Origin of the sequence: Methylobacterium frigidaeris, from assembly GCF_022179185.1 — a bacterium.
Classification (GTDB): domain Bacteria; phylum Pseudomonadota; class Alphaproteobacteria; order Rhizobiales; family Beijerinckiaceae; genus Methylobacterium; species Methylobacterium frigidaeris.
The window spans coordinates 82,316-108,073 of record NZ_BPQJ01000024.1 but is presented as its reverse complement, the minus strand read 5'-3'; the positions used below and the strand labels follow the sequence as shown (position 1 = coordinate 108,073).

22 protein-coding genes and 4 pseudogenes are annotated in these 25,758 nt (G+C 67.8%); 7 read left to right on the top strand and 19 right to left on the bottom strand.

The window, feature by feature from the left end:
• The 6 genes and pseudogenes from MFF64_RS22865 to MFF64_RS22840 form a co-directional block, all read right to left on the bottom strand.
• On the bottom strand, window positions 1-347 hold a 347-nt coding region (locus tag MFF64_RS22865; protein WP_238192496.1), incomplete at its 3' end, for a helix-turn-helix domain-containing protein.
• A 250-nt stretch (window positions 348-597) separates the two neighbouring features.
• Window positions 598-875: pseudogene (locus MFF64_RS22860) on the bottom strand (hypothetical protein); the annotation flags it as partial.
• A 367-nt stretch (window positions 876-1,242) separates the two neighbouring features.
• Window positions 1,243-1,515, bottom strand: a pseudogene (locus MFF64_RS22855) (hypothetical protein); the annotation flags it as partial.
• Between the two features lie 315 nt (window positions 1,516-1,830).
• Window positions 1,831-2,838, bottom strand: a complete 1,008-nt coding sequence (gene cydB, locus MFF64_RS22850) for a cytochrome d ubiquinol oxidase subunit II (RefSeq protein WP_238192495.1) — start codon at window positions 2,836-2,838, stop codon at window positions 1,831-1,833.
• A gap of 3 nt (window positions 2,839-2,841) precedes the next feature.
• Complete coding sequence (locus MFF64_RS22845) at window positions 2,842-4,266, bottom strand: cytochrome ubiquinol oxidase subunit I (protein ID WP_238192494.1); 1,425 nt, start codon at window positions 4,264-4,266, stop codon at window positions 2,842-2,844.
• A gap of 268 nt (window positions 4,267-4,534) precedes the next feature.
• Window positions 4,535-4,881, bottom strand: a pseudogene (locus tag MFF64_RS22840) (alcohol dehydrogenase catalytic domain-containing protein); the annotation flags it as partial.
• Between the two features lie 735 nt (window positions 4,882-5,616).
• Here MFF64_RS22840 and MFF64_RS22835 point away from each other — a divergent pair.
• The 6 genes from MFF64_RS22835 to MFF64_RS22810 are packed head-to-tail and all read left to right on the top strand — an operon-like array spanning window position 5,617 to window position 10,858.
• On the top strand, window positions 5,617-6,408 hold the full coding sequence (locus MFF64_RS22835; RefSeq protein ID WP_238192493.1) for a DUF2189 domain-containing protein: 792 nt from the start codon (window positions 5,617-5,619) through the stop codon (window positions 6,406-6,408).
• Window positions 6,409-6,450: 42 nt separating this feature from the next.
• The gene (locus MFF64_RS22830; RefSeq protein ID WP_238192492.1) at window positions 6,451-7,293 is read left to right on the top strand and encodes a cytochrome c oxidase subunit II; all 843 of its coding nucleotides are present in this window, start codon (window positions 6,451-6,453) and stop codon (window positions 7,291-7,293) included.
• Window positions 7,294-7,305: 12 nt separating this feature from the next.
• Window positions 7,306-9,072 (top strand): cytochrome c oxidase subunit I, encoded by a 1,767-nt coding sequence (locus MFF64_RS22825; RefSeq protein ID WP_238192491.1) that lies wholly within the window; start codon window positions 7,306-7,308, stop codon window positions 9,070-9,072.
• Complete coding sequence (locus tag MFF64_RS22820) at window positions 9,069-9,773, top strand: cytochrome c oxidase subunit 3 family protein (RefSeq protein WP_238192490.1); 705 nt, start codon at window positions 9,069-9,071, stop codon at window positions 9,771-9,773. Before MFF64_RS22825 ends, MFF64_RS22820 begins: the two co-directional genes overlap by 4 nt.
• 20 nt (window positions 9,774-9,793) lie before the next feature.
• Window positions 9,794-10,516: a heme-copper oxidase subunit III family protein gene (locus MFF64_RS22815; RefSeq protein ID WP_238192489.1), complete on the top strand. Its 723-nt coding sequence runs from the start codon at window positions 9,794-9,796 to the stop codon at window positions 10,514-10,516.
• Window positions 10,517-10,525: 9 nt separating this feature from the next.
• Window positions 10,526-10,858 (top strand): cytochrome C oxidase subunit IV family protein, encoded by a 333-nt coding sequence (locus MFF64_RS22810; RefSeq protein ID WP_238192488.1) that lies wholly within the window; start codon window positions 10,526-10,528, stop codon window positions 10,856-10,858.
• A 93-nt stretch (window positions 10,859-10,951) separates the two neighbouring features.
• Here MFF64_RS22810 and MFF64_RS22805 read toward each other — a convergent pair.
• A pseudogene (locus tag MFF64_RS22805) lies at window positions 10,952-11,206 on the bottom strand (IS3 family transposase); the annotation flags it as partial.
• Between MFF64_RS22805 and MFF64_RS22800 the strand changes: the two are divergent.
• Window positions 11,126-11,305 (top strand): hypothetical protein, encoded by a 180-nt coding sequence (locus MFF64_RS22800; protein ID WP_238192498.1) that lies wholly within the window; start codon window positions 11,126-11,128, stop codon window positions 11,303-11,305. The pseudogene MFF64_RS22805 and the gene MFF64_RS22800 sit on opposite strands and share 81 nt — an antisense overlap.
• Window positions 11,306-11,582: 277 nt before the next feature.
• Here MFF64_RS22800 and MFF64_RS22795 read toward each other — a convergent pair whose 3' ends face one another.
• From MFF64_RS22795 to MFF64_RS22740, 12 genes are all read right to left on the bottom strand, one after another.
• A complete protein-coding gene (locus tag MFF64_RS22795; RefSeq protein WP_238192487.1) occupies window positions 11,583-12,959 on the bottom strand; it encodes an aspartate aminotransferase family protein in 1,377 nt (458 codons plus the stop codon).
• Between the two features lie 38 nt (window positions 12,960-12,997).
• Entirely contained in the window at window positions 12,998-14,686 is a 1,689-nt protein-coding gene (locus MFF64_RS22790) for a hydantoinase B/oxoprolinase family protein (RefSeq protein ID WP_238192486.1), read from the bottom strand.
• 17 nt (window positions 14,687-14,703) lie between these two features.
• The gene (locus MFF64_RS22785; RefSeq protein ID WP_099907091.1) at window positions 14,704-16,722 is read right to left on the bottom strand and encodes a hydantoinase/oxoprolinase family protein; all 2,019 of its coding nucleotides are present in this window, start codon (window positions 16,720-16,722) and stop codon (window positions 14,704-14,706) included.
• A 17-nt stretch (window positions 16,723-16,739) separates the two neighbouring features.
• Entirely contained in the window at window positions 16,740-17,675 is a 936-nt protein-coding gene (locus tag MFF64_RS22780; protein WP_238192485.1) for an aminotransferase class IV, read from the bottom strand.
• A 17-nt stretch (window positions 17,676-17,692) separates the two neighbouring features.
• A complete protein-coding gene (locus MFF64_RS22775) occupies window positions 17,693-18,760 on the bottom strand; it encodes a branched-chain amino acid ABC transporter permease (protein WP_099907093.1) in 1,068 nt (355 codons plus the stop codon).
• A complete protein-coding gene (locus tag MFF64_RS22770; protein ID WP_238192484.1) occupies window positions 18,760-19,641 on the bottom strand; it encodes a branched-chain amino acid ABC transporter permease in 882 nt (293 codons plus the stop codon). Before MFF64_RS22770 ends, MFF64_RS22775 begins: the two co-directional genes overlap by 1 nt.
• A gap of 29 nt (window positions 19,642-19,670) precedes the next feature.
• The gene (locus MFF64_RS22765; protein WP_099907096.1) at window positions 19,671-20,423 is read right to left on the bottom strand and encodes an ABC transporter ATP-binding protein; all 753 of its coding nucleotides are present in this window, start codon (window positions 20,421-20,423) and stop codon (window positions 19,671-19,673) included.
• Window positions 20,424-20,425: 2 nt separating this feature from the next.
• Window positions 20,426-21,202: an ABC transporter ATP-binding protein gene (locus tag MFF64_RS22760; protein ID WP_099907099.1), complete on the bottom strand. Its 777-nt coding sequence runs from the start codon at window positions 21,200-21,202 to the stop codon at window positions 20,426-20,428.
• A 30-nt stretch (window positions 21,203-21,232) separates the two neighbouring features.
• The gene (locus tag MFF64_RS22755) at window positions 21,233-22,429 is read right to left on the bottom strand and encodes an ABC transporter substrate-binding protein (RefSeq protein WP_099907102.1); all 1,197 of its coding nucleotides are present in this window, start codon (window positions 22,427-22,429) and stop codon (window positions 21,233-21,235) included.
• Between the two features lie 198 nt (window positions 22,430-22,627).
• The gene (locus MFF64_RS22750; protein WP_099907104.1) at window positions 22,628-22,873 is read right to left on the bottom strand and encodes a hypothetical protein; all 246 of its coding nucleotides are present in this window, start codon (window positions 22,871-22,873) and stop codon (window positions 22,628-22,630) included.
• Entirely contained in the window at window positions 22,870-23,619 is a 750-nt protein-coding gene (locus tag MFF64_RS22745; protein WP_238192483.1) for a GntR family transcriptional regulator, read from the bottom strand. The genes MFF64_RS22750 and MFF64_RS22745 overlap by 4 nt, the downstream gene beginning before the upstream one ends.
• Before the next feature lie 181 nt (window positions 23,620-23,800).
• Entirely contained in the window at window positions 23,801-25,753 is a 1,953-nt protein-coding gene (locus MFF64_RS22740) for a hydantoinase B/oxoprolinase family protein (RefSeq protein WP_165795780.1), read from the bottom strand.
• Window positions 25,754-25,758: the final 5 nt, after the last annotated feature.

Here is a 25,758-nt window from a genome sequence, read left to right as displayed (position 1 = left end):
TCCGGCAGGGTCCAGCTGGCGGGCTCGCCCCGGTCGGGATCGGGGCCCCGCAGGACGTGGTGGACCAGCACCGCCTGCTCGCCCTCGCTCAAACGCTCTGGTCGGCGGCCGGGCGGGCGGTCGACCAAGCCGGCCAGCCCCTCGGCGTTGAAGCGCTTGACGGCGTCGCACAGCGCCTGTCGCTCGATGCCAACGGCTCGCGCCGCTTCCGCCCGGCTCATGCCGTCGAGGGCGTTGGCCACCGCCAGCAGGCGCAGAGCTGTCCGCCGACGCGGCTCCCGCTTGGCCTGCCGTCGCAGATCGGCGGCCGTGGCGATGTCGGTCCGGATCTCGACGGCACGCGTCACAGGCTCCTCCCCGGTTCAGGCAAGCAGTGAATCACCTCCACGAACCGGTGAAAACCCTCACGAGTCAAAATATAAGCGCGGCGGTATCAGACGCTTCATGGTTCAATCTCCTGACCGCTCGAACAGCGATCACGGGAACGTTGCTCGAAGCGTTGCGCTTAGCCCGACCGCCCCGCACGGCAGAACGGAGGGCTGTATTTGCGGCATCATACTTTGTGTTGACTGCTCGACTTGATCGTACGAGACGGGCTCATCGGGCGCAGACCTGTCCGGTGGCGCTTGCGGACGGCCATATCCTTATGGAGAGAACCGGTTTTTCAGCTTCGAAAGGCGTTGTCCTGGTTCGGAGCACGGCGGTCGCGACGATAGTGCGCACGTGCGTTTCGCCCCTGGCGCCCACATCGCCCGATAGCCGTTCGTGACCGTGCGCTGGAGCAGCGCCGGACGCAGGTCGCGCTCGCAGGCGTTGTTGGTCACCGCGACCTGTCGAGGGAAGGCGACGAAAGCCAGGAACTGGTCGCGCGCCCGGCGCATCTGGTTCACCGATGCCTATGACGCCGCTTGCGAGGAGCATGAGCCTTGGGCGCAATTGCTGTGCGACACTCTGGGCTCAGGCTCGCTCTCCTGCTCAGGAGACACGCTCTGACCCGCCCGGGATCCGGGATGAAAGCACCGCAGAAGCTCATTGCGTCGGGCGTGCAGGCTTGTTGCTGCTCCGGTGTCCCCCTGTCCAGAGACATCGCCAAACATTCGAGTGTCAGGACAGTCAGCCCGATGCAGGTCGCGATGGACTTGATGATCATTGTCCCTCCTCGCTCGCGCCCTCGACGGTTCGGGGCAGGATACGAAGCTTGAACCTGCGAGCGCAATGCCCGATCGTTGCCCCCGCGGTGGGGGGAACCTCGGTCCTCCTGAAGCGCGGCCTGCACCACCACCGGAACTCGACCACGATCGCCTCCTCGGCCGGAGTCGGGACCGTGCTCCTGGGCGTCTTCGGCCCGATCGGCGCAACGGTCGTCACCGTCCGCTTGCGCCATTTCGCGACCGTCTTCGGGTTCAATCCGTATCGGGCGGCAAGGGCGCGGCTCCTGTCTTGCGACGCTTGGAGCTCGCCGCGACCACGCGGCATCGTGCGGGCGCTGCGGTGAAAAACCCCGCCATCATGCATCCTCCGACTGACGCGTCAGGCGGAGGATGCACCATCACACTCCGGAACTGCACTTAGGGCGCCGCCGCTCCCGATCGTCGTTATGCGCACATGCTGAGATCAGGAGCATGCAGGACATGAGGAATCATCGACCTGCCCACGCCCCGTGACCGAGACGCAACTCCATAACGCCGGCCAATCAGATCTCCGGCTAATGCTTGAGCCAGAAGCGGATCATCATGCTCACCGCAAGAACGGCGCCGACGCTCGCGGCCCAGAGGCCGACGAACCAGAGCCAGCGATGCAGCGTCGAGCCGGTACGCATGTCATCGCTCCTCAGTGGTAACCCTCATGGCCGGTCTTGCCGCGAAATACCCAGTAAGAGTACCCAGTGTAGGCCAGGATGATCGGGATCAGAACGCTCGCGCCAACGAGCATGAACAACAGGCTCGAGGGCGGAGCAGCGGCCTGATGGATGGTCACGGCGTTGGGCACCACGTCGGGGAAGATGCTCACGCCAAGGCCGAGCAGACTGAGAGCAAACAGGCCGAGCGTGAGCAGGAAGGGCCAGCGCTCCCGACCGCGGGACAAGGCGAGCAGCAGCAGCGCGGCGCAGATGCACACCAGCAGCGGCACCTGGGCGGTGAACAGCACCTGTGGCCACGCGAACCAGCGCGTGTAGTAGGCGCCGCTGAGGAGGGGGGTCACCGCGCTCACGGAACCGATGCAGAGGATCAGCCCGATCGCCAGTGGGCGCGCCAGCCGGTAACTGTGCTCCTGCAGAGGCCCTTCGGACTTCATGATCAGCCAGGTGGCACCAAGGAGCGCGTAGCCGACAACGAGACTGGCCCCGACCAGCAGGCTGAACGGCGTCAGCCAGTCCCACCATCCGCCGGCATAGGACCGCCCCTCCACCACAATGCCTTGAAGCAGAGCACCCAGGGTGATCCCCTGCGCCAGCGTGGCGACCATTGAGCCGGTCGTGAAAGCCAGATCCCAGTAGCGGCGGTGGGCCGGATCACGCCAGCGGAACTCGAAGGCGACCCCCCGCAACACGAGTGCCAGCACCATCGCGATCAGCGGCGCGTAGAGGGCCGGCAGGATGATCGCGTAGGCCAGCGGAAAGGCGGCCATCAGCCCGCCACCGCCGAGAACCAGCCACGTCTCGTTGCCGTCCCAGACGGGAGCCACCGAGTTCATCGCACTGTCCCGCTCCGGCCCCGGTCGGAAGAACGGGAACAGCAGGCCGATGCCGAGATCGAAGCCGTCCATCACCACGTAGGCGAACACCGCGAACGCGATGATGAAAGCCCAGAGCGTCGGCAGATCGAGGAAGGGGGGCATGGCTCAGACCTCCGCTCCGAGAGTGCGGGCCGGATTGACGGCTGGGGCCGGTGTGATGCCCGCCGTCCGGATCAGCCCGTCCGGGCCTGCCTCCGGGCCGCTCTCACCGGAATGCGGGGCATGCCTCATCAGCTTGAGAATGTAGCCGGTCCCGGCCCCGAACACGATGAAGTAGACCACGATGAACGCCAGGAGCGAGGCTGCAACCGCCGGCGCCTCCAGCGGCGATGCGGAAGCCGCAGTACGCAAGAGGCCGTAGACGGTGAAGGGCTGGCGACCGGCTTCTGTCGTCACCCAGCCGGCGATCACGGCCACGAACCCGGCAGGAGCCATGGCCAGGGCAAACCAGTGCAGCGGGCGCCACGTATAGAGCCCGCCACGGAATCGTGCGAGCAGACTGAGCGTCCCCAAGGCCAGCATCAGCATGCCGAGACCGACCATGATGCGGAACGACCAGAACACCACCGGCACATAGGGCCAGTTGGCCCGATCGATCGTGTCCAGGCCCTTCATCGGCGCGTTGAGCTCGTGCCTGAGGATCAGGGAGGAAACCTTGGGGATCGAGATCGCGTCACGGACGGTTCCGGCCTGCTGATCGGGAATGCCGAACAGGATCAGCGGCGCGCCCTCCGGGTGGCTCTCGAAGTGTCCCTCCATGGCCATGACCTTGGTGGGCTGGTGCTCCAGGGTGTTGAGGCCGTGCATGTCGCCGGCCAGGATCTGAAGCGGCGCGACCAGGGCGATCATGCCCATGGCCATCGAGAACATGACCCTGGCACCGGGATTGGACCGCTCCCGCAGCAGGTGCCAGGCGCCGACCCCCCCGACCACCAGCGCCGTGGTGAGATAGGCAGCGAACACCGTATGGACGAGCCGGTAGGGGAACGAGGGGTTGAAGATGATCGTCAGCCAGTTCTCCGGCACGAACTGGCCGGCCGCGTTGACCGCGTAGCCGACCGGCGTCTGCATCCAGGAATTGGCCGAGAGGATCCAGAACGCCGAGATGAAGGTGCCGGTAGCCACCGCGAGCGTGGCGACAAAGTGCAGCCGAGGACCAACGCGGGTCATGCCGAACAGCATCACCCCGAGGAACCCGGCCTCCAGGAAGAAGGCGGTCATCACCTCATAGGCCATGAGTGGGCCGATGACGGGGCCGACCTTGTCGGAGAACACCGACCAGTTCGTACCGAACTGGTAGGACATGACAATTCCGGAGACCACGCCCATGGCGAAGGCCAGCGCGAAGATCTTCAGCCAGTACTTGAACAGGTTCAGGTAGACCTCGTGCTTGGTCCACAGCCACAGGCCCTCGAGCACGGCAAGATAACTCGCGAGCCCGATCGAGAACGCGGGGAAAATGAAGTGGAACGAGACGGTGAAGGCAAACTGGAAGCGGGCCAGCAGCAGGGCGTCATATTGATCAAACACGACACGCATCTCCCACGGTGAAGCCGGCCTTCACGTCTCTTGGTGTGGTTTTTCGCGCGCTCATCGAGGGAGGTTCATAGGCTTTGCTGCCGGTCCAACCCCCGACTGACGGCCGAGGCTGAGGCTTCTGCAGCCTGAACCGGGTCTCTTCGGCTTGTTGGGCGTACCGACTGGCGATCAGCATGCCTTTGAGGGGCCGGACCTGCGTGATGCAGAACAACAGCAGGAATTGCCGGGTCGTCACCAGATGGACCCGGAAGGCGGGTTCATAGCCGAACAGGCTGGTGGTGGTGTGGCCGAAGACCTTGTCGGCGAGTTGCCTCTTGCGGTTGCTTCTCTGGCAGACGGAAGAGTCGCCGCGCTTGGCCTGATCGCCCTCGCCGCAGAGGTGAACGGCACCACGACGCGGTCGCCCTTCTCCAGCTCGCCATTGAGCCCGCGCCGCGTTTCGACGACCTCGCCCATGGTCTCGTGACCCACGACGTCGCCGGGGAGCATGGCGGGGATGAAGTTGTGGAACAGGTGCAGGTCCGAGCCGCAGATCGCGCAGCTCGTGAGCGTGATGACGTGGCGGCCATCCTCGATGTCCGGATCGGCGACGGTGTCGCAGCGGATGTCTTCCTTCCCATGTCAAACCAGGGCTCGCATCGCCTTCTTCTCCCGTCGGCTGAGGTGCGAGAGCCGGCCTCGAAGCGGGACAGCCCTGCCGGCCTCACGCTCTCGCGGTGATGATGGTCGGGACTGCGATGAGGCGAACCGGGACGACAAAGGCCGCGTTCCCGCGGATGAATCCGTAGGACACTTCCGATGGCGCGGCGACATGGTGCTGGCCCTGGTGGAAGCTGGCGGGCGGGCGAGCAGCAGGAGGCAGTGAGGGGACTCATCGGGCGATATTCGAGCGCACCGGCGAACCAGGCAACGCCACGACTGGGTGCTATCAGGTGCTCTCAACTCCGAGCAGACGGAGCGGTGGCAATCCGCCTGCATTCGAGCCTCGTGTGTGCTCGCGTCTCTCACGCTCGCGTCTCTCGCTCGGAGAAGCTCGGCCCCTCCGCGGTGGTCGTCGTCGATCACGTCCGGGCCTTCGACGCGGAGGCGGTCCCATCCCTCGGCCGCGAACTCCCGGGCGGGCGAGCGCGACGCCGGAGCTGGCCCCACAATCGCCAAGGTCTCACCGCCCGTGACGCAAGAGATGTGATCGATCGAGAACTGTCGTAAAAACCGGGCGACAGGACTGGTGAAAAGTGGTATTCATTCATCAGCCACGCTCGAAAGCTCGACAGCAGACCTGAAATCGAAGCGAATTCAGGTGAGATTGCGCGTCGGGTCTTCCCTTTCGGAGGATGCGCGATGGCACTATCCCATGCTGCGTCCACACGCTTGGTGGTGGCGCGACCGAACCTACGAAGGATCGAGGTCACCGACCTCAAGGCAGCCTTGCTGAAGGGGGTCGAGGACTTCATGGTCCTGCCGACGCACGTGCTGTTCCTGATCGCGATCTACCCGGTTGCCGGCGTCATCATCGCGGCGGCAACCTTCGAAAGCGACCTCCTCCCGATCATCTTCCCGCTGGCCTCCGGTTTCGCGCTGATAGGCCCGTTCGCGGCGATCGGCCTCTACGAGTTGAGCCGGCAGCGGGAGCGAGGCCTTCCTCTGGCTGGAACCCGGCCCTTCGCCCTGCTGACCGGTCGCCACGCGAGGTCGATCCTTGCGGTCGGACTTGTCCTGATGCTGATCTTTGTCGCCTGGATCATCGCCGCCATGGAGCTGTACTGGGCGCTGTTCGGATCGGAGACATATCATTCCGCATTTGCCTTCGCCGAGGCGGTACTGACCACGCCGCGCGGATGGATGCTGATCGTGATCGGCAACCTGGTGGGCGCGGCCTTCTCGCTGATCGCGCTCGCGGTGAGCGCCGTGTCCTTCCCGCTGATCATCGACCGCGGCGTCGATGCCGGGACGGCGATCGAGACGTCGGCGGCGCTGCTCCGTGAGAACCCGCGCACCATGATCACCTGGGGGCTCGTCGTCGCGGGTCTCCTGGTGCTCGGGATGGTGCCGCTCTTCGTCGGCCTCGCGCTCGTGTTGCCGATCCTCGGCCACGCGACCTGGCATCTCTATCGGCGGGCGGTCGCGCCCTGACGCCGCCGATTGCGTCTCACCCCTGCGCGCAGGAGACGACAGATGGCGCTCATCCTCGTGCTGATCGCCCTCGGCTCGATCGCTTTCCATCTCCTGAGCCCGTGGTGGTGGACCCCGATCGCATCGAACTGGGGTTACATCGACACGACGCTGATCATCACGTTCTGGATCACCGGCGCGGTCTTCACGATCCTGGTTCTGTTCGTCGCCTACTGCGTCGCCCGCTTCCGGCACCGTCCCGGGCAGCAGGCCGCCTACGAGCCGGAGAGCCGGCGGCTGGAGGGCTGGCTCACGGCCGTCACCGCAATCGGCGTCGCCGCGATGCTGGCCCCGGGCCTCGCCGTCTGGGCGCAGTTCGTGCAGGTCCCGGCCGATGCCGCGGAGGTTGAGATCGTCGCCCAGCAATGGCGCTGGAGCTACCGCCTACCGGGCGCCGACGGGCGCCTCGGAGCCGCCGCAACGGAGTTCGTCAGTGACGAGAACCCGCTGGGTCTCGCCCCGCACGACCCGGCGGGCAAAGACGACGTCATCATCGATGGCGATGACCTGCACCTGCCCCTGGGGCGGCCGGTGAAAGCCCTGCTGCGCTCCTTCGACGTGGTGCACGACTTCTACGTTCCCGAGTTCCGGGCCAAGATGGACATCATCCCGGGGGTGGTGACCTACTTCTGGTTCACGCCGACCCGGACCGGCACCTTCGAGGCGATTTGCAACGAAGTGTGCGGCGTCAACCACTACGCGATGCGGGGCCGCGTCGTCGTGGAGCCGGAGCCCCAGTACCGGTCCTGGCTCGACCAGCAGAGAACTTTCTCGAACTTCGCCGCCCGCCCGGAGCGGGCGCCCCGCGACGCTGCCCTTCGCCGTCACGTCGCCGACGACCGCTGAGAGGACGGTGCCATGGTCGACACGCCGATCGGGGCCGCCGGCCCCTTCCCAGGTTCGGAGCCGGACGAGGCAGAACTCTACCATCCGCACAGCTGGCTGACGCGCTACGTCTTCAGCCAGGACGCCAAGGTCATCGCCATCCAGTACTCCGGCACCGCCCTGGCGATCGGCTTCGTTGCCCTCATCCTGTCCTGGCTGATCCGGCTCCAGCTCGGATTTCCGGGCCTCTTTTCGTTCATCGGGCCGGCCGAATACTATCAGATCATTACCATGCACGGGATGATCATGGTGGTTTATCTCCTCACCGCCGTATTCCTCGGAGGCTTCGGCAATTACCTCATCCCGCTGATGATCGGCGCGCGGGATATGGTGTTTCCGTATGTGAACATGCTGAGCTACTGGATCTATCTTCTCGCCGTGCTGGTGCTGGTGGCGAGCTTCTTCGCGCCGGGAGGGCCGACCGGGGCCGGCTGGACCCTCTATCCGCCGCAGGCCATCCTCTCGGGCACCCCGGGCCAGGGATGGGGCATCGTGCTGATGCTCGCCTCGCTCATCCTGTTCATCATCGGCTTCACCATGGGGGGCGTGAACTACGTGGTGACCGTGCTGCAGGCGCGCGCGCCCGGCATGACGCTGATGCGCATGCCCCTCACGATCTGGGGCATCTTCACCGCGACGGTCCTGGCGCTGCTCGCCTTCCCGGCCCTGTTCGTCGGTGCCGTCATGATGCTCCTCGACCGGCTGCTCGGCACCAGCTTCTTCATGCCGATGATCATCGAGGCTGGCCAGCGCCTGCACTACGGCGGCGGCACGCCGATCCTGTTCCAGCACCTGTTCTGGTTCTTCGGTCATCCCGAGGTCTACATCGTCGCGCTTCCCGCCTTCGGCATCGTCTCCGATCTGATCAGCACCCATGCGCGCAAGAACATATTCGGGTACCGCATGATGGTCTGGGCGATCATCGCCATCGGCGCGCTCAGCTTCGTCGTCTGGGCGCACCATATGTACGTGAGCGGCATGAATCCGTATTTCGGATTTTTCTTTGCAACCACGACATTGATCATCGCAGTTCCGACCGCCATCAAGGTTTACAATTGGGTGTTGACGCTCTGGCGCGGGGACATCCACCTGACCGTTCCGATGCTGTTCGCGATCGCCTTCATCGTCACCTTCCTGAACGGGGGACTGACTGGCCTCTTTCTCGGCAACGTGGTGGTCGATGTGCCGTTGTCGGACACGCTGTTCGTCGTCGCCCATTTCCACATGGTCATGGGGGTCGCCCCGATCCTCGTGATCTTCGGTGGGATCTATCACTGGTACCCCAAGGTGACCGGCCGGATGCTCGACGAGCGGCTCGGCCGGTTGCACTTCTGGGTGACGTTCCTGGGCGCCTACCTGATCTTCTTCCCGATGCACTATCTCGGACTGCTCGGCGTTCCGCGGCGGTACTTCGAGATCACAGGGCTCGGCTTCATCCCGGCCTCGGCCGCGTCCCTCAACGCCTTCATCAGCGTGGTGGCCCTCGTCGTCGGCGCGGCCCAGGTGGTGTTCGTGGTGAACCTGATCCGCAGCCTCTGGCATGGCGTGCCGGCCGGCGGCAATCCGTGGCACGCCACCACCCTGGAGTGGCAAACTCCCGACACGCCGCCGCGGCACGGCAACTGGGGCGCTCGCCTGCCGGTCGTCTATCGCTGGCCCTACGATTACAGCGTGCCGGGGGCAGCGGAGGACTTCGTGCCCCAGAATCAGCCGAGCCACACCGCGGGAGTTGCGCCGTGAGTCTCGTCCTCCTCTACCTCGCGGGCCTCGGCGCCGTTTCGGGGCGCTGGCTCGCCCGGCAGCACCTGGCCGCCAAGCCCTGGCTGAGCGCGGGCCCGTCCCTCACCCTGCCGCCGGATGGAGGGACCGAGCTGGCGGCGAAGCTAGCCCTCGGGATCTTTCTTGCGGTAGTCGGCCTGCTCTTCGCGCTGCTCGTCGCGGCCTACGGCATGCGCGTGCCGCCGGGCAGCACCGGAATCCCTCTCGATCCGCGGCTCCTCTGGCTCACGACCGGCTTTCTCGGGCTGGCGAGCCTTCTGCTTCATCGGGCCGGCCGGGCGGCGCGCCGTGGGGCGGAGGACGAGGCGCACGCGACTCTGCTCGCCGCCGTGGCGGCAAGCCTCGTCTTCCTCGGCGGGCAGGGCCTCGCCTGGAGGCTGATCTGGGAGGCGGAGGCCGGCCGTACGGCCGATGCGGCCGGCTCCTTCTTCGTCTTGATCACGCTGCTGCATGGGCTGCACCTCGCGGGCGGGCTCGCGGCCCTCGCGCGGATCGCCGTCGGCGCGGCGTGGACGGGGTCGCCCGCGCGCCTAGCCCGGAGCATCGGGCTGTGTACCCTCTACTGGGATGCCCTGCTGGTGATCTGGCTCGTTGCCTTCGGCATCCTGTTCCGGACGCCGTGGTCGGGTCTGATCGATGTCCTGTGCCGGCCGCCGGCCTGACAGAATCGGGACGACGCATCATGACAGAGACCGTTCTCCGCCCCCTCTCGACCGCCAATGGCCCGCCGAGCCGATGGCGGCGCTTCTCCGGCGAATGGGCGGCCGACCGTCAGGCCTTCGCGGGGGCCTCGTGGCGCAAGGCCATGATGTGGATCTTCCTGCTCAGCGACACCTTCGTGTTCGGCTGCTTCCTGGTCGGCTACATGACCGTGCGCATGTCGACCACGGTGCCCTGGCCGAACCCCAGCAAGGTCTTCGCCTTGGAGATCGGCGGCACCGAGCTGCCCCTGATCCTGATCGCGATCATGACCTTCGTTCTCATCTCGAGCAGCGGCACGATGGCGATGGCGGTCGCCCACGGCTACAGGCGGAACCGCCGCGCCACGGCCCTGCTGATGCTCGTGACAGCTTTCCTCGGCGCGACCTTCGTCGGCATGCAGGCCTTCGAGTGGACGAAGCTGATCCACGAGGGCGTCCGGCCCTGGACGAACCCCTGGGGGGCACACCAGTTCGGCTCGACCTTCTTCATGATCACCGGCTTCCACGGAACCCACGTCACCATCGGCGTCATCGTCCTGATCACCATCGCCCGCAAGGTGTGGCGGGGCGATTTCGACGTGGGACGGCGCGGTTTCTTCACCAGCCAACGCGGACGATACGAGAATGTCGAGATCGCTGGCCTCTATTGGCACTTCGTCGATCTTGTCTGGGTTTTTATCTTTGCGCTGTTCTATCTTTGGTAGGAGGACGGCATGCACCCCGTCGCGGGCCACGGGACCGATCACGGCCACTCGATCCGGCTCTACCTGCTCGTCTGGGGCTGGTTGTTCGTGCTGAGTGCCTGCTCCTATCTCATTGACTATTTTCACGTTCAAGGCGCCGTGCGCTGGTCTCTGATCCTGCTTTTCATGTTCGTGAAAGCGGGATTGATCGTGGCGGTGTTCATGCATCTCGCCTGGGAGCGGCTGGCGCTGATCTACGCGATCCTGGTTCCGCCGACGGCGATCCTGATCTTCGTCGCGATCATGACCGCGGAGGCGAGCTACACGCTGCTCACCCGATTGAGCTTGCTCGCGGGCCCTTGATCCGCTTCGCCGAGGCCTGTCCCGCCGACCGTGAGGACGACGATCTCCGGATCCTGAACCGCTCCGGGTTTCTCGAGGATTGCTTGTCCTGGGTCAGACGGCCAGGGCTTGGTCGCCGAGGTTGGCCCGATAACGCGCTTCGGCCACGGCGGGAGGGACGATTGCCGATCGGCGCGAGCAGGCGATGGTGGTTGGGCCCGTCGACCCCCTCCACGGTGGCATACTCGACCGCCTCGAAGGAGAGCCACGGCCCGCGCGATGGATCGCTTGCGCCTCGAGCAGGCCGTCGATCGTTTCCGCGAGGGCATTGTCGTAGCTGCCGGCGGACGGCTCGATGCCTGCTCGGGCTGGCGTACCCAGTTCCTCAACGTCTCGCCCGAGCAACCGATCGTGGCCGAGATCGACTGGATCGCCGACCATTACGAGCCGTGCTCGCTCTCATGGTGATGCACCGCATGGTTCTGGCCGCCTGATCCACGCAGAGTGAGCAAGACCCACGGAAACGGGGCAATCCCACTCCCATCACGATCGAGCAATCCTTGCGGCCGCGGCATCCCGCAATCGGTTATACCCTCGCGCCTTCGCATCGACACGGTCGATGCGAAGGCGACCGGCGCATCAGCGCCGGCGCCCGTTCGGGCTTGCCTGGCGCCTTCGAACGCGTCCGTTCGAAGGTGCGGCGGTATTATTGCGGCTTTGCCTCCCATGGCCGAGGTCCCGCCGCTCACGCGTGATCCGCGACCCAGACCCGCGTGTCCTCCAAGGCCTGTGCGAAGCGTGCGACGACCACGTCGACCTCGTCCTCGGTGATGATCATCGGCGGGCAGAAGGCGATCGTGTCCTGGATCGCCCGGACGATCAGGCCGTGCTCCTGCGCGCGCTCGAACAGGTGGAACGCGACCCGGCCGGGCGGATCGAACTTGCGCTTCGTCGCCTTGTCGGCGACGAGCTCGACCGCGGCGATCAGCCCGACGCCGCGGACCTCGCCGACGAGCGGGTGGTCGGCGAAGGGAGCGAGCCGCTCCTGGAGCCGGGCCCCGGAGCGGGCCGCGTTGGCGACGAGGCCGCGCTCCTCGATGATCGCCAGGTTCTCGAGGGCCACCGCCGTCGCCACCGGGTGTCCGCTGCCGGTGAAGCCGTGGCCGAAATTGCCGAGCGCCTCGGTGTGGTCGGCGAGCCCCTGGTAGATCGCGTCGCTGAACAGGACCGCGGCGAGGGGCTGGTAGGACGAGGTGATCTGCTTCGAGACCACCATCAGGTCGGGGCGGATACCGTAATGCTCGCACGCGAACAGGGTGCCGAGGCGCCCGAAGCCGTTGATGACCTCGTCGGCGACGACCAGCACGTCGTGGCGCCGGCACACCGCCTGCACCTTCTCCCAGTAGGTGCGGGGCGGCGGCAGCACGCCGCCGGCGCCCATCAGCGGCTCGCCGATGAAGGCCGCCACCGTCTCCGGCCCCTCCTCGAGGATCGCCGCCTCCAGCTCCGCCGCCAGCCGGTCGGCGAAGGCCTCCTCGGTCTCGCCGGGAAGCGCGTTGCGGTAATGATGCGGGCAGGTGACGTGGCGCACGAAGGGCAGCGGCAGGTCGAAGCCGCGCTGGTTGGTCGGCAAGCCCGTCAAGCTCGCCGCCGCGATGGTGATGCCGTGATAGCCGCCCTGGCGTGCGATGAATTTCTTTTTCTCCGGCCGGCCACGCCCGTTATTGTAATACCAGACGAGCTTCACCACCGTGTCGTTGGCCTCCGACCCCGAATTGGTGAAGAACACGTGGTCGAGGCCGTCCGGCGACATCTGGACGAGCTTTTCGGCGAGCAGGATCGCGGGCTCGTTCGCCTTGTGGGTGAAGGTGTGGTAGTAGGGCAACCGGCTCATCTGCCGGGCTGCCGCCTCGACCAGGCGAGGCTCCGCAAAGCCGACCCCGACGCTCCACAGACCGGCCATCGCCTCGATATAGGCCCGGCCCTGGTCGTCATAGACGTGGATGCCCTCGCCGCGCTCGATGATCATCGGCCCGACCCGCTCGTGCCGGCGGGCATTGGTGTAGGGGTGGAAGTGATAGGCGACGTCGCGTGCCTGGAGGGAGTTCGGCAGCAGGGTCATCGGGGCGTCTTTCCGAGGGGGTGTGAGGGGAGCGGCGTTCAGCCGGCCGCGTAGACGGTGCGGGCCTGCTCGGGCGTGATGAATCCGTCGAGGAGGTCGTCGCGGACCCGTTCCGGGTCACGCGCCTCCGGTGGACCCCAGCCGCCACCGGCCGGGGAGCTGATGCGGATACGGTCGCCGGGGACGATCGGCACGTTGGCGAACTTGCTCGGCGAGACCTTGCCGAAGGCCTGCGCGACGGTGAGCCACTCCCCGCTGCCCGCCCGCATCATCAGGAGCTCGGCCTTCGCGCCTTCGTGCCCGCCGTGGAGGCCCCAGGGGCTGACCTTCTGGCGGTCGCTCATGTAGCTGAAGGTCATCGGCGTGCCGGTGCTGCGCACGGTCTTCGACAGGGCGAGGCCGCCCCGGAAGGTGCCGGGCCCCCCTGAGCCGTCGACGAGGCGGAACTCCTCGACGTGCCAGGGGAAGCGGTACTCGAACACCTCGACCGGAATGTGCGGGCAGTTGCCGTTGATGCCGCCGACCGCGTCGTTGCCGTCCGCGAAGCTGCGGCCGCCCCAGCCGACCGGGGTGAGGTCGTAGCAGCAGAAGAATTCGCCGGTCGCCGGGTCGGTGCCACCGAACAGGAAGTTGCTGTGCGTCGCCCCGTCCGTCGCCGCCGAGCGCTCCTTGAGGCCGGGCGCCAGCGCGCCCATCACGCAATTGGCGATCCGGCAATGGGTCTCGGTGTTGCCACCGACCGAGGGGCCGGGGAAGTTCACGTTCACCACCGTGCCGGGCGGGGCGAGCACCCGGATCGGCCGGAAGCAGCCGGAATTCTTCGGGATCGTCGAATCGGTGAGCTGGAGGATCGCGTTGTAGGCCGCCCCGTAGGCGACCCCGAGGGTGCCGTTGATCGGCCCCTTCGCCTGGGGCGAGGAGCCGTGATAGTCGACCACGATGTCGGAGCCCGCCACCGTCACCTCGGCCTGGATGGTGAAGGCCCGGTCCTCGATGCCGTCATCCTCCATGCAATCCGAAAAGACGTAGCGGCCATCCGGGATTTTCTGGATCTCCGCCCGCATCCGGCGCTCGGAATAGTCCATCAGCGCCGCGACGTGCTCGCGGAAGGCTGCGACGCCGTGCTTGCGCACGAGGTCGGCCATGCGTCGCTCGCCGAGATCGATGGCGGCGATGAGGGCGCGGAAATCGCCGTAATTGTAGCGCGGCGTGCGGACATTCGCGAGGAGTAGGCGCCAGACGTCGTCGACGTCGCGGCCGGCCCGCTTGATCTTCACCGGCGGCACCCGCAGGCCCTCGTGGAAGACTTCCGTCGCCTCGCCGGCGAAGCCCGCCGGTGCCATGCCGCCGACCTCGCAGACGTGGCCGATCGCGACCGCGAAGCCGATCAGCGTGCCCTCGACGAAGACCGGCTTGAAGAAGGTGTGCTCCGGCGTGTGCAGGCCGCCCCTGTAGGGGTCGTTGTGGACGAGGACGTCGCCCTCCTCGAGGTCGGACAACGCGATCTCCTGCACGCAGGAGCGCAGCAGGAGCGGCATGCCGCCGATCATCGAGGGACAGAAATCGCCGGTGGCGACGAGCTCGCCGGTCGGCAGGGCGAGGCCGCAGGTGAAATCGAGGGATTCCGAGAAGATCGTCGAGTAGGAGGTGCGCATCAGCGTCACCCCCATGTCGCGGCAGATCGAGACCAGAATGCCGCCGACGATGTTGAGCGAGACCATGTCCATGGCGGAGGCTCCCGTGTTCAGGCGGTGATCAGGAGGTTGCCGGTGCGGTCGACGGTCAGGCTCTTGCCCGGGTCGAGCACCGTGACGGAGGCCGCCTCCTCGACGAGGGCGGGTCCGGCGAAGGCGTGGCCGGCCCGCAGGTCGCCGCGGGCATAGACCGGCGTGTCGAGGAAGCCGTCGCCGAACCAGACCGGACGCCGCCCGCACGGCACCGCCGGGCCGTCCGCCTCCGGAATCGCCGGGAATGCGAGGTCGCCGGTGCGGGCCGTGCCGGTGACCAGGAAGTTGACGATCTCCATCGGGTCGTCGAGGCGGAAGCCGAAGCGGGCCTCGTGCTGGGCATGGAAGGTCGCGAGCAGGCCTTCGACCTCGTCCGGCGTGAAGGCCTCGGCCTCGGTCGGGATCTCCAGCTCGTAGTTCTGTCCAAGATAGCGCATCTCGACGCTGCGCCGGATCGCGACCTCTGGATGGCCTTGCGCCGCGAGCTCGGCCCGGCACTCGGCGACGAGGTCGCCCATCGCGGCAGTCGCGCGGGCGCGGTCGAAGGCCCGGGAAGTGAGCTGGACCGTGCGGGCGCGGTCGACCCGCGCATCCGCCATCGTGAAGCCGAAGGCAGAGAACTGGCCCGGAAAATTCGGCACCAGGCCGCGGGGAATCGCGGCCTCGCTCATCAGATCGCTGACATGCGGCGGGCCGGCGCCCCCGAAGGCGACGAGGACGAAGTCGCGCGGGTCGAGGCCCTGCTCGGTCAGCACCGTGTGCAGCGCCCCCACCATGTTGTTGTTGGCGATCCGCACGATGGCGAGCGCCGCCTGCTCGACCGAGAGGCCGAGCGCCTGCCCGATCGGGCCGACCGCCGCGCGGGCGGCCTCCGCGTCGAGCGCCATGGTGCCGCCGAGGAAGCTGCCGGCGCCGATGCGGCCGAGCACGACGTTGGCGTCGGTGACGGTGGGCAGGCCGCCGCCGCGGCCGTAGCAGGCCGGCCCCGGATCGGCTCCGGCGCTCTCGGGACCCACCACCAGCATGCCGCCGGCATCGATCCGGGCGATCGAGCCGCCGCCGGCCCCGATGGTGCGGATGTCGATCATCGGGACCTGGATCGGCCGGCCCCAGGAGATTTCGAAATCGGTGGTGAACTTCTCCTGCCCGTCCACCACCGTCGAGACGTCGGTCGAGGTGCCGCCCATGTCGAGGGTGACGAGGTTCGGCAGGCCGAGATGCGCGGCGACGCGCTTGGCGGCGATCACCCCGCCGGTCGGCCCCGAGACGGCGATCTGGATCGGCTGCGCGACGGCGGCGTCGAGGCTCATCTCGCCGCCGTTCGAGCGCATCACCACGATGCCCGCCGCGACGCCCTGCTCGTCGAGCTGCCGGCGCATCGCCCCGAGCTGGCGGCCGACCACCGGCTTGATGAAGGCGTCGCAGATCGTGGTCGAGGCGCGGAAATGCTCCTTCCACTTCGGCAAGACCTCGTAGGAGATCGAGACCGGCAGGCCGGGCAGGCGCTCGGCGAAGATCGCCTTGATCCGCCGCTCGTGCTCGGGCGCGAGGTAGGAGTGCAGCAGCACCACCGCGACCGCTTCGACCGCGCCCTCTTCCTTGAGCCGGTCGGCGAGGTCGGCTACCGCCGCCTCGTCGAGGGGCTGGAGCACCGCGCCGTCGGCGCCGACCCGCTCGTCGACCTCGTGGGCATCGCGGCGCTTCACGAACGGCTTCGGCTTGACCCAGGCGAGGTCGTAATGGTGGCGCCGGTTGCCGCGGCCGATGAACGGCACGTCGCGAAAGCCGCGCGTCGTCACGTAGGCGACCCTGGCGCCCTTGCCCTCCAGGAGCGCGTTCGTCGCCACCGTGGTGCCGAGCCGGATGGCCCGGATCGCCGGGATGTCGCCGAAAGCGCGCAGACCCGTCATGATGCCCTGGATCGGGTCGTGGGGCGTCGAGAGGTTCTTCCACGCCCGGAGCGCCCGGCCGGATTCGTCGTAGGCGACGAAATCCGTGAAGGTGCCGCCGATGTCGATGCCGAGGCGGTAGGCCATGGAGCGTCCTCCTATCGTCAGGCTTCGGCCGAGGCGTAGTCGACCGGGGTGGCGTGCCAGCCGGCGGCGCGCTTGTCCCAGAAGGCGTCGTACAGGCGCCGGAAGACCGGGCCGGGCCGGTCGTTGCTCATGATCCGCCCGTCGATGCGCGAGGCCGGCATGATCCCTCCGGCGGTGGTGACGAGCAGGATCTCGTCGGCGTCGCGCAGCTCCGCCACGGTCACGGGCCGGACTGCGACGGCGAGATTCATCTCGCGGGCGAGCTCGATCACCGACTGGCGCGTCAGCCCCTCGAGCACGCCGGCATCCGGGGTCGCGAGGTGCCCGTCGGCGACGACGAACAGGTTGAAGCCCGGACCTTCCGTGACGTGGCCGTCCTCGTCGAGGAGGACGCAGAAATCGGCGCCGCGATCGTGGGCCTCGAACTGGCCCCGGGTCAGGTCGGCCCAGTGGAAGTTCTTCGCCCGCGGATCGACCGAGCGGGTCGGGATGCGCAGGGTCTCGGCCACCACCAGATGGGCGCCGCGCTCCATCACGTCCGGCCGCACGAGGGAGATCCACGGCAGGGCGAAGGCCGCCAGGTAGTTGCGGGCATGAGCCGGGTGATAGGGCGCACCGGCGGGCGGGCGCCCGCGCAGGCAATCCATCGCCACGTAGGCGTCGCGGAGCCCGGCGAGCGCGACGCAGCGGTGCAGCACCCGCATGATCGCCGCGTCGTCCTCCGGCGGCTTCAGGCGGAAAGTCTCCATCGAGGCGCGGAAGCGCCGGATGTGATCGTCGAGACGGAAGAAGGCGCCATCGCGTACACCGACCACGTCGTAGGTCACGTCGGAGCGGCGGTAGCCCCAGTCTGTGATCGGGATCGCCGCCTCGGCTACCGGCATGAAGCGGCCGTCGATATAGGCGGCGCCGGCCGACCAGGGAATCGGGGTCTCCGTGGGTGTCTCGGTCACGGGCGTCCTCCGGGGTTTCAGGAAGCCGCCTTCGGGCGGGCGGCGAGGTCGACCGTGGCGGCTGGCGCCGCCCTGGCCGAAGGTAGGACGAGCTCGCGCCCGCGGCTGAGGCCGTTCGGGCGGAAGATCAGAATCAGCGCCATGACGAGGCCGAGCCCGATCTCCTGGCTGCCGGCGGGCAGCGCCAGGTTCTGGCCGCCGACCACGATCCCGCGCTCGAAGACGCGCAGCACCTCGACCACCGCGGTCACCGCGACGACCCCGATCACGGCGCCGGTGAGGCTCGCCTGGCCGCCGACCACCAGCATGGCGATCGTGATGAAGGACAGGCTGAGGTAGAACGGATCGACCGTCAGGATGCCGAGGAACTGGGCGTAGAGCCCGCCGCCCATGCCGGTGACCGCGGCGCTGAGCACGAAGGCGACGAGCCGCATCCGCACCACCTTCACCGCCGAGGCGCTCGCCGCGACCTCGTCGTCGCGGGAGGCCCGCAGCATCAGGCCGAAGCGCGAGACCTGGAACCCGTAGGCCGCGAGGATCGCCAGGCCCGCGAAGGCATAGGCCGTCCAGGGGCCGACCACCGTCGGGATGCCGACGATCGAGCTGACGCCGGCGGTGACCGAATCCCAGTTGGCGTAGACGCTGTTGACGATGATGAGGAATGCGAAGGTGGCGATCGAGGCGGCGGTGCCGGAGAGCCGCATGATCGCGAGGCCGAGCCCGAACGCGACGATGGCCGGCAGGAGGATCGCACCCAGGATCGCGGCCCAGAACGGCAGCTGGTTCTCCTGGAGCAGCACGGGCAGGCCCTGCAGCATGATCTGCTTGAACGACGGCTCGGCGGTGGCCCAGGCCGCCGCATAGGCGCCGATGCACATGAAGCCGACCTGTCCGAAGGAGATGATGCCGGAATTGCCGATGAAGACGAACAGGCCGACCACCACGACGACCCGGATGAACATCTCGGTCAGCGTCACCTGCACGGCGTCGCCGCCGACGAGGCTGAGGGCCGCGACCAGCCCGAGGAGCCCGATCAGCAGCAGGGGCGTCTGATGGCGGGCGAGAAGGCGCATGGCGACACCCATCAGACGCGCTCGACCGTGCTGCTGGCCGGCACAAGGCCGCTCGGGCGCACCAGCAGGACCAGGATCACGAAGGCGAAGGCGAAGGCGTCGCGGAAGGCGCGCAGGTCCGGCGGCAGGTAGGCCTGGAGCATCGTGACGATGAGCCCGATGGTGAAGCCGCCGACCACCGCCCCGACGAGGCTGCCCATGCCGCCGACCACCACCGCAACGAAGGCGAACAGCGCCAGCGGCACGCCCATCGTGTGGCTGAGCGAGCCGGACTGCGTCGTGGTGAGGAGCGACACCACGCCGGCGAGGACGCCGCTGATCGCGAAGGCGAGCCCGATCACCACGTTGCCGCGCACGCCGAGATACTGCGCCATGCGGAAGTCTTCCGCGGCCGCCCGCATCTGGATGCCGTAAGGCGTTTTCTTGAGGAACAGCGTCAGGCCGCCCATCAGCGCGAGCGTCACCACCAGGGTGACGAGCTGGAGCATCGGCACCCTGAGCTCGCCGATCAGGATCTGGCTGTTGGCGCCGCTCCATAGGTCGACGGCCTTCGGCCGTGCGCCGTAGGCCATCAGCACGCCATTCTGGATGATGTAGCTCACCGCGAAGGAGGCGATCATCAGGGTGGGCGAGGAGGCGCGGCGCAAGGGGCGGAATACCAGGGCGTCGGTGAGGAGCGCCGCGACGATCACGATGAGGCAGATCGTCGGGATCATCACCGGCCAGGGCCAGCCGCCGATGAGGAGGCGCGCGGTCACGTCGGCCGAGGGCACGATCAGCGCGTAGGCGCCGACCGTGATGAAGTCGCCATGGGCGAAATTGATGAGCCGGAGGATGCCGAACAGGAGCCCGATGCCGAGCGCCACGAGGGCGTAGATACTCCCCAAGCTCACGGCATCGATGAGGTTCTACAGGAACGGGATCACGCGCTGGCCTCCGCCGGTTGGGCTGCCCGCTCGCCGAAGCCGAAATAGGCTCGGGCGATCGCCTCGCCGTCCTGCAGGTCGGCCGCACGGCCCTCGAGCTGGATGCGCCCGCCGCGCAGGACGGAGATGCGGTCGGCGTGCTTGAGGATGCGATTCGAGCTCTGCTCGTTGATGAGCAGGGTGAGGGAGGCCTGGCGGCGCAGGTCGAGCAGGATCTCGTAGATCTGGTCGATGATCTTCGGGGCGAGCCCGAGGGAGGGCTCGTCGACGAGGAGCAGGCGCGGCCGGGTCATCACCGCGCGGGCCACCGCCAGCATCTGCTGCTCGCCGCCGGACAGCCGACCGGCCGGGCTGTGCAGCCGCTCTCCGAGGCGCGGCAGCAGCGACAGGATTCGGTTGCGGTCGGCCCGCGCCGCGGCGCGGTCGCCCCGGAGCTGGCCGCCGATGGCGAGATTCTCGTCCACCGTCAGGGTGCCGAAGACGTGCCGACCTTCCGGCACCAGGGAGATTCCGAGCCGGGCGATCTTTTCCGGCCGCTCGCCGCGGATGCTGGCGCCGTCGAGCCGGATGTCGCCGGCATGCGGGACGACGCCGCCGGCGATGGCGGCGAGCGTCGTCGACTTGCCGGCGCCGTTCGGCCCGATGATGCAGACGACCTCGCCCTCGGCGACCGAGAGCGAGACCCCGCGCAGGGCCACGAGATCGCCGTAGCGGACGTGGATGTTCTCGACGGAGAGGAGCGGCGGCATCCTCAAGCCTCCATGCCCAGATAGGCGGCGAGCACCGCCTCGTGACGCTGGATCTCCTCGGGAGTGCCCTCCGCCAGGGTCCGGCCGCCATCGAGGACGTGGATGCGCTGGCTGATCCCCATCACCACCCGCATGTTGTGCTCGATCAGCAGGACGCCGCAGGTGAAGGTCGCGGGGATCGAGGCGACGAGCTCCATCAGCTCCTCGCACTCGGCGTCCGACATGCCGGCGGCGGGCTCGTCGAGGAGCACGAAGGCCGGCGACAGGACGAGGGCGCGGGCGATGCCGAGGCGGCGCTGGTCGGTATAGGCGAGCGCGCCGGCGGACAGCTCCGCCTTGTCGGCGAGCCCGATCCAGTCGAGCATCGCCCGGGCGTGCTCGCGGGCGGCGCGGAGCGACAGGCCGAGCCCCGCCCCCGTCACCTCGACGTTCTCGATCACGCTCATGTCGCGGAAGAGCCGGCCGGCCTGGAAGGTGCGGGCGACGCCGCGGGCGCGGAACTCCGCCGCGCTCCAGCCCGCCGTGTCGGTCTCGCCCAGAACCACCCTCCCCTCGGTCGGACGCTGGAAGCCGGTGAGGCAATTGACGAGGGTGGTCTTGCCGGCGCCGTTCGGGCCGATCAGGCCGAAGACCTCGTGGCGGTGCAGGGACAGGCTGACGTTCGAGATCGCCGCGAGGCCCTGGAAGCGCACCACGAGCCCGTCCGCGGACAGCACCGAGGCGTTGGTCAGGCCGCGATCGACGCCCCGTGCCTCCGGTTCGACGTATGCATGCTGCATGGGAGGACCACCCCTGGTCGGAGGAGCCGGCTACTTCTTCAGCCGGTAGAGGACGGCGTCCGGAATGGTGTCCTTGATGGTCCATTCCTCGACCGGGCTCTCCTTGCCGTCGGCGTAGGAGACGACGATCATCGGCATCTTGGTCTGGATGTGGAGCTTCGGCGTGAAGGTGCGCGGGCCCAAGATGGTCGGGGCGTTGTCGGCCTTGTTCAGCTCGGCCACGACCTTGGCGGCGTCGGTGGTGCCGGTCGTCGTCACCGCCTTCGCCCAGAGCTCGAGAAAGGCGTAGATCGGGTAGGCGTACTGGGTCGTCGGCGGCTTGCCGTACTTCTTGGCGTAGGCCGCTGTGAGCGCGTTCACCGGGGGCCGCGGGTCGTCGACCGTGAGCGCCTGGACCGGGAGATAGAAGTCCTTCAGGCCCGGCGTCGAGTTGAGCCAGTAGGTGCCGTCCATCGCGGTGGCGCTGAACACCGGGAGGTTCACCCCGGCGGCGCGCAGCTGGCGCACCGCGCTCGCCGCGCCCGGATTGGTCGAGCACAGCATCACGTGATCGACGCCGCCGGTCCGGATCGCGTCGTTGAGGCGGGTGATCTGCGAGTTGATGGTGGGATCAAGACCCTTGAAGGTGTCCTGGCCGACGATCTTGCCGCCGACGGTCGGGAAGTTCCATTCGTAGCCGGCGCAGACCGACTTGTTGTACTCGATGGTCTCGTCGACCAGCATGTAGCCCTTTCGGACGTTCTTCTTGGCGTAGCCCCAGCCCGCCATCACGGCGCCCTCGAGCTGGCCGGCATTGTTGGCGGTGAACGAGTAGGGCCCGACGCCGATCACGCCGGCCTTCGGGTCCGAGGCGCCCATGAAGACCGAGACCACCCCGGCCTTCTGGGCCTGGAGGGCGGCCGGGGCGCCGTAATCGTAATCGGCCGAGACCAGGAGCAGGTTGGCGCCCTGGTCGATCAGCTGCTTGCCGACCTTGGCGCCCTCGACCCGGTCGGTCTTCGTGTCGGCGGTGACGACCTTGATCGGCTTGCCGAGGAGGCCGCCCTTCTGGTTCGTCTGCTCGATCCAGAGCTGGGCCATCTTGGCCGCTTCGCCGTCATAGGCCTCCATCCAGCCCGAGAAGGCGACCGCGAGCCCGATGGTGATGCCGTCGGCCGCCGCCGCTGGCCGTGCCCCGAGGGCGAAAGCCGTGGCCAGCACCGCGCCGATGATCCGCTTGCTCATCATGGTGGTCCTCCTGCCGTCGTGGCCGGCGCGGGGCAGCCGCGCTCGGTCGCGGACCTGGGTGCAGGGCCGCGGTGGATGTCTCGTTTCGGTTTCCGCGTGATGCGTCAGTCAAACAAAGAAGCGCGGGATCCTCCCTACCGCTCAGGCGAGGAGAGATGCGGCATCTTCTATAAAAACAGTACGAAACACGCCGATTATTTATATGTTTCCGCTACTCTCTTCGACGACGATTGCGGGGTTGCGTCGCGTCCCGGTCTCGGCCACCTCCCGCCGCCGCTCCTCCCGCTCCGCCTCCCAGGTGACGCACCAGGCGGAGCAGTAGATCTGGCCGTTCGCCTGCGTCGTGTCCGGCGCCTCGTTGGCCGGGTTCTCGTAGAGGAGGATGCCGCAATTCGGGCACTTGGCGTAGCTCTCGACGTAGAGCCGGTTCGGTGCGAACTTCATTCCCGTATCCTCCGACTCTGGCTCGGCGGTGCGTCCTCGGCAGCGACCAGCGGCTCGCCGCGGCTGGTCCGGCCGTACATCCGGTGGACGAAGGCCCAGGTGGTCTCGAGGTGGTGCTGCATCGCCGACACCGAGCGCTCGACGTCGCCGGAGGCCAGGGCCTCGATGATCGGCAGGTGGGCGAGTGCCGATTGCAGCGGCGGCTCGCGCTCGAGATCGACATAGGCGATCAGCATCTGCACCTCGGTGTCGATGCCCTCATGGGCCCGCAAGGTCTGGCGATTGCCGGACAATTCGCAGATCCGCCGGTGCAGGACCATGTCGGCCTGGTGCAGCTCGGCGAGGCGCCCCACCCGGGCTGCGGCCACCATGCGCTCGACGAGGCGCGCGAGGTCGTCGTGATCGGCCGGCCGCATCCGCGGCAGGGCCTGGCGGATCGCGAAGGATTCGACGCAGATCCGGAATGAGAACACGTCGTCGACATCCTGCGGCGTGAACCGGCGCAGGTAGTGGCCGCGCCGCGGCGCAGAGACTAGGAAGCCGCGCTGGGCCAGCCCCGAGACCGCCTCCCGCACCGGGTTTCGGCTGATGCCGAGGGTCCGGGCCAATTCCGCCTCGTTGATGCGGTCGCCCGGGCGTAGGCGCCCGGAGGTCAGCGCATCCAGCAAGTAGTGGCGCACCTGATCGGACAAGCTCAGCGTGTCGATCAGCCTCTGCACGGCGCTCGTCTCCGGCGTTCGGGACATGGGCGGTCTTCCTCCTGCGGGCGGCGCGGGCCGGAGCGGATCGAAAACCAACTGCCTGCTTTCGAATACATCAACTGCAGACAGTGGACAGTTTAAGAATCTGATATCGACTGTCAACGCAAGGACTTGCGGGAATGTTGAGCGGCGCCTGCCCGCTGCGTAAGCAGGCGCCGCTTGAGCCTCAGGCGTCGCGCCACCCGGCGGCGGAGCGCTTGGCGAATTGCTCGCGGAACTGCGCGGTCGAGCGCGGCAGGAGGGTGCCCTTGTCCCAGTCGAGGAGCACGCCGTAGCGGCGCACCACGTCGAGGGTGTCGAGGCGCCCGGCCCGGTACGCCTCCGCCACGTGCTCGGGATCGGTCTCGAGCCAGCCCCGGCGCTGCTCCCGGATCTCGGCCCGCAGCGCCTCGGTCGCCGCGGCATCGACTTCGTAACGGCACAGTTCGGCGTCGATCACACGGATCACCACGCCGTAATCCTTCGCGGCCCGGGCGACCGAAACGTAGTCGTCGGCGACGTCCTCGACGACCTTGGCCGGGTCACGCTCCAGGGGATCGCCGAAGCCTCCGCCGCCGGCGGTCGGCCGGCTGAACGTGTCGCCGGGGCCGATCGGCACGTCGGAGAAGACCGAGCCGAGCCACTCCTCCGACTGGCCGGCCCGGGTGAGGGAGAGCCCGTGCGGCATCGAGGGCAGGCCGCCCTCGATGCCCCAGACCACCGCCCGCTCGCGGTCGCAGATGTAGGAGATGACGCTATCCTCGGCCTCCAGCATCACCGACGTCTTGCGTACCCCGGCGCCGCCGCGCCAGCGCCCGGGCCCGGCGGAATCGGTCAGGATCTCGTACTCGGTGGTCAGGATCGGGTTCGCCCGCTCCTGGCCCTCGACCGGCTGCGACATCAGCCCGGTGCCGAAGCAGGCGGTGGTGACGTTGCTGCCGTCCTTGCCGTTGCGGCCGCCCCAGCCGCCGGGCAACCAGTCATAGAACATGTAGATCGGCTTGTCGGCCCGGCGCCCGTCGCGGCCGCCGGTCAGCAGGTATTCGAGGTTGAACGCGCAGGCGATCGCCCGCTCGGGCATGATCCGCGACCACATCTCGTAGATCGCGTTCATGATCTTCTCGAACGGCATCAGGAAGCCGGTGACGGCGACCGGCCACCTGGCGTCGACGATCGAGCCCTCCGGCGCGACGATGGAGAAGGCGCGGTAGAAGCCGCTGTTGAGCGGCAGATCGGGGAAGAAGGTCTTCATGCCCGCCGCCACCGCCGAGAAGGTGGCGCCGAAGGCCGAGTTGTAGATCGACCCGATGGTCGGGTGGCTGCCGGTGAAGTCGTAGGTGACGGTATCGCCCCGGATCGTCATCTTGATGCGGATCGGGATCATCCCTTCCGGCCCGCTCGGGTCGCGATCGATGAAGTCGACCGTCTCCCACTCGCCGTCGGGCAGCGCCGCGAGGCGCTGGCGCACCGCGCGCTCGACGTAATCCTGCACCGCCGCCAATCCGGTCTCGACGGTGTCGCGGCCGTATTTCTCCACGAGGCGCAGGATCTCGCGCTCGCAGACCTGGGTCGCCTCGGCCTGGGCCTGGATGTCGCCGATGATCGAGGCCGGATCGCGGGTGTTGGCGGCGATCAGGCAGGCGACGTCGGCGCAGAAGCGGCCCTTCGAGAACAGCCGCACCGGGGTGATGCGCAGCCCCTCGCGGAACATGTCCCGGGCGGTGACGTCGAACGAGCCCGGCACGCTGCCGCCGACATCGGACCAGTGCCCGTTCGACTGGCTGAAGGCGATGATCTTGCCGTCGGCGAAGATCGGCCGGATGAGCCGCACGTCGCAGAAATGGGTCCCGCCGGCGTAAGGGTCGTTGATGGCGTAGACGTCGCCGGGATGCATGTCGCCGGCAAAGGCCCGCATCACGTCCTGGCAGGTAAAGTGCAGGGTGCCGACATGGACCGCGATGTCCTGGTTGCCCTGCGCCGCCGAGTGGCCGTGGGCGTCGTGCAGCGCGCTCGAGAAGTCGCGGTTGTAGATCACGAAGGAGTAGCAGGTCCGCAGGATCTGCTCGCCCATCTGGTCGACGCTGGTGATGAAGGCGTTCTTCAGCACCTCGAAGGTGACGGGGTCGAGGGTCTCGGCCATGGCGC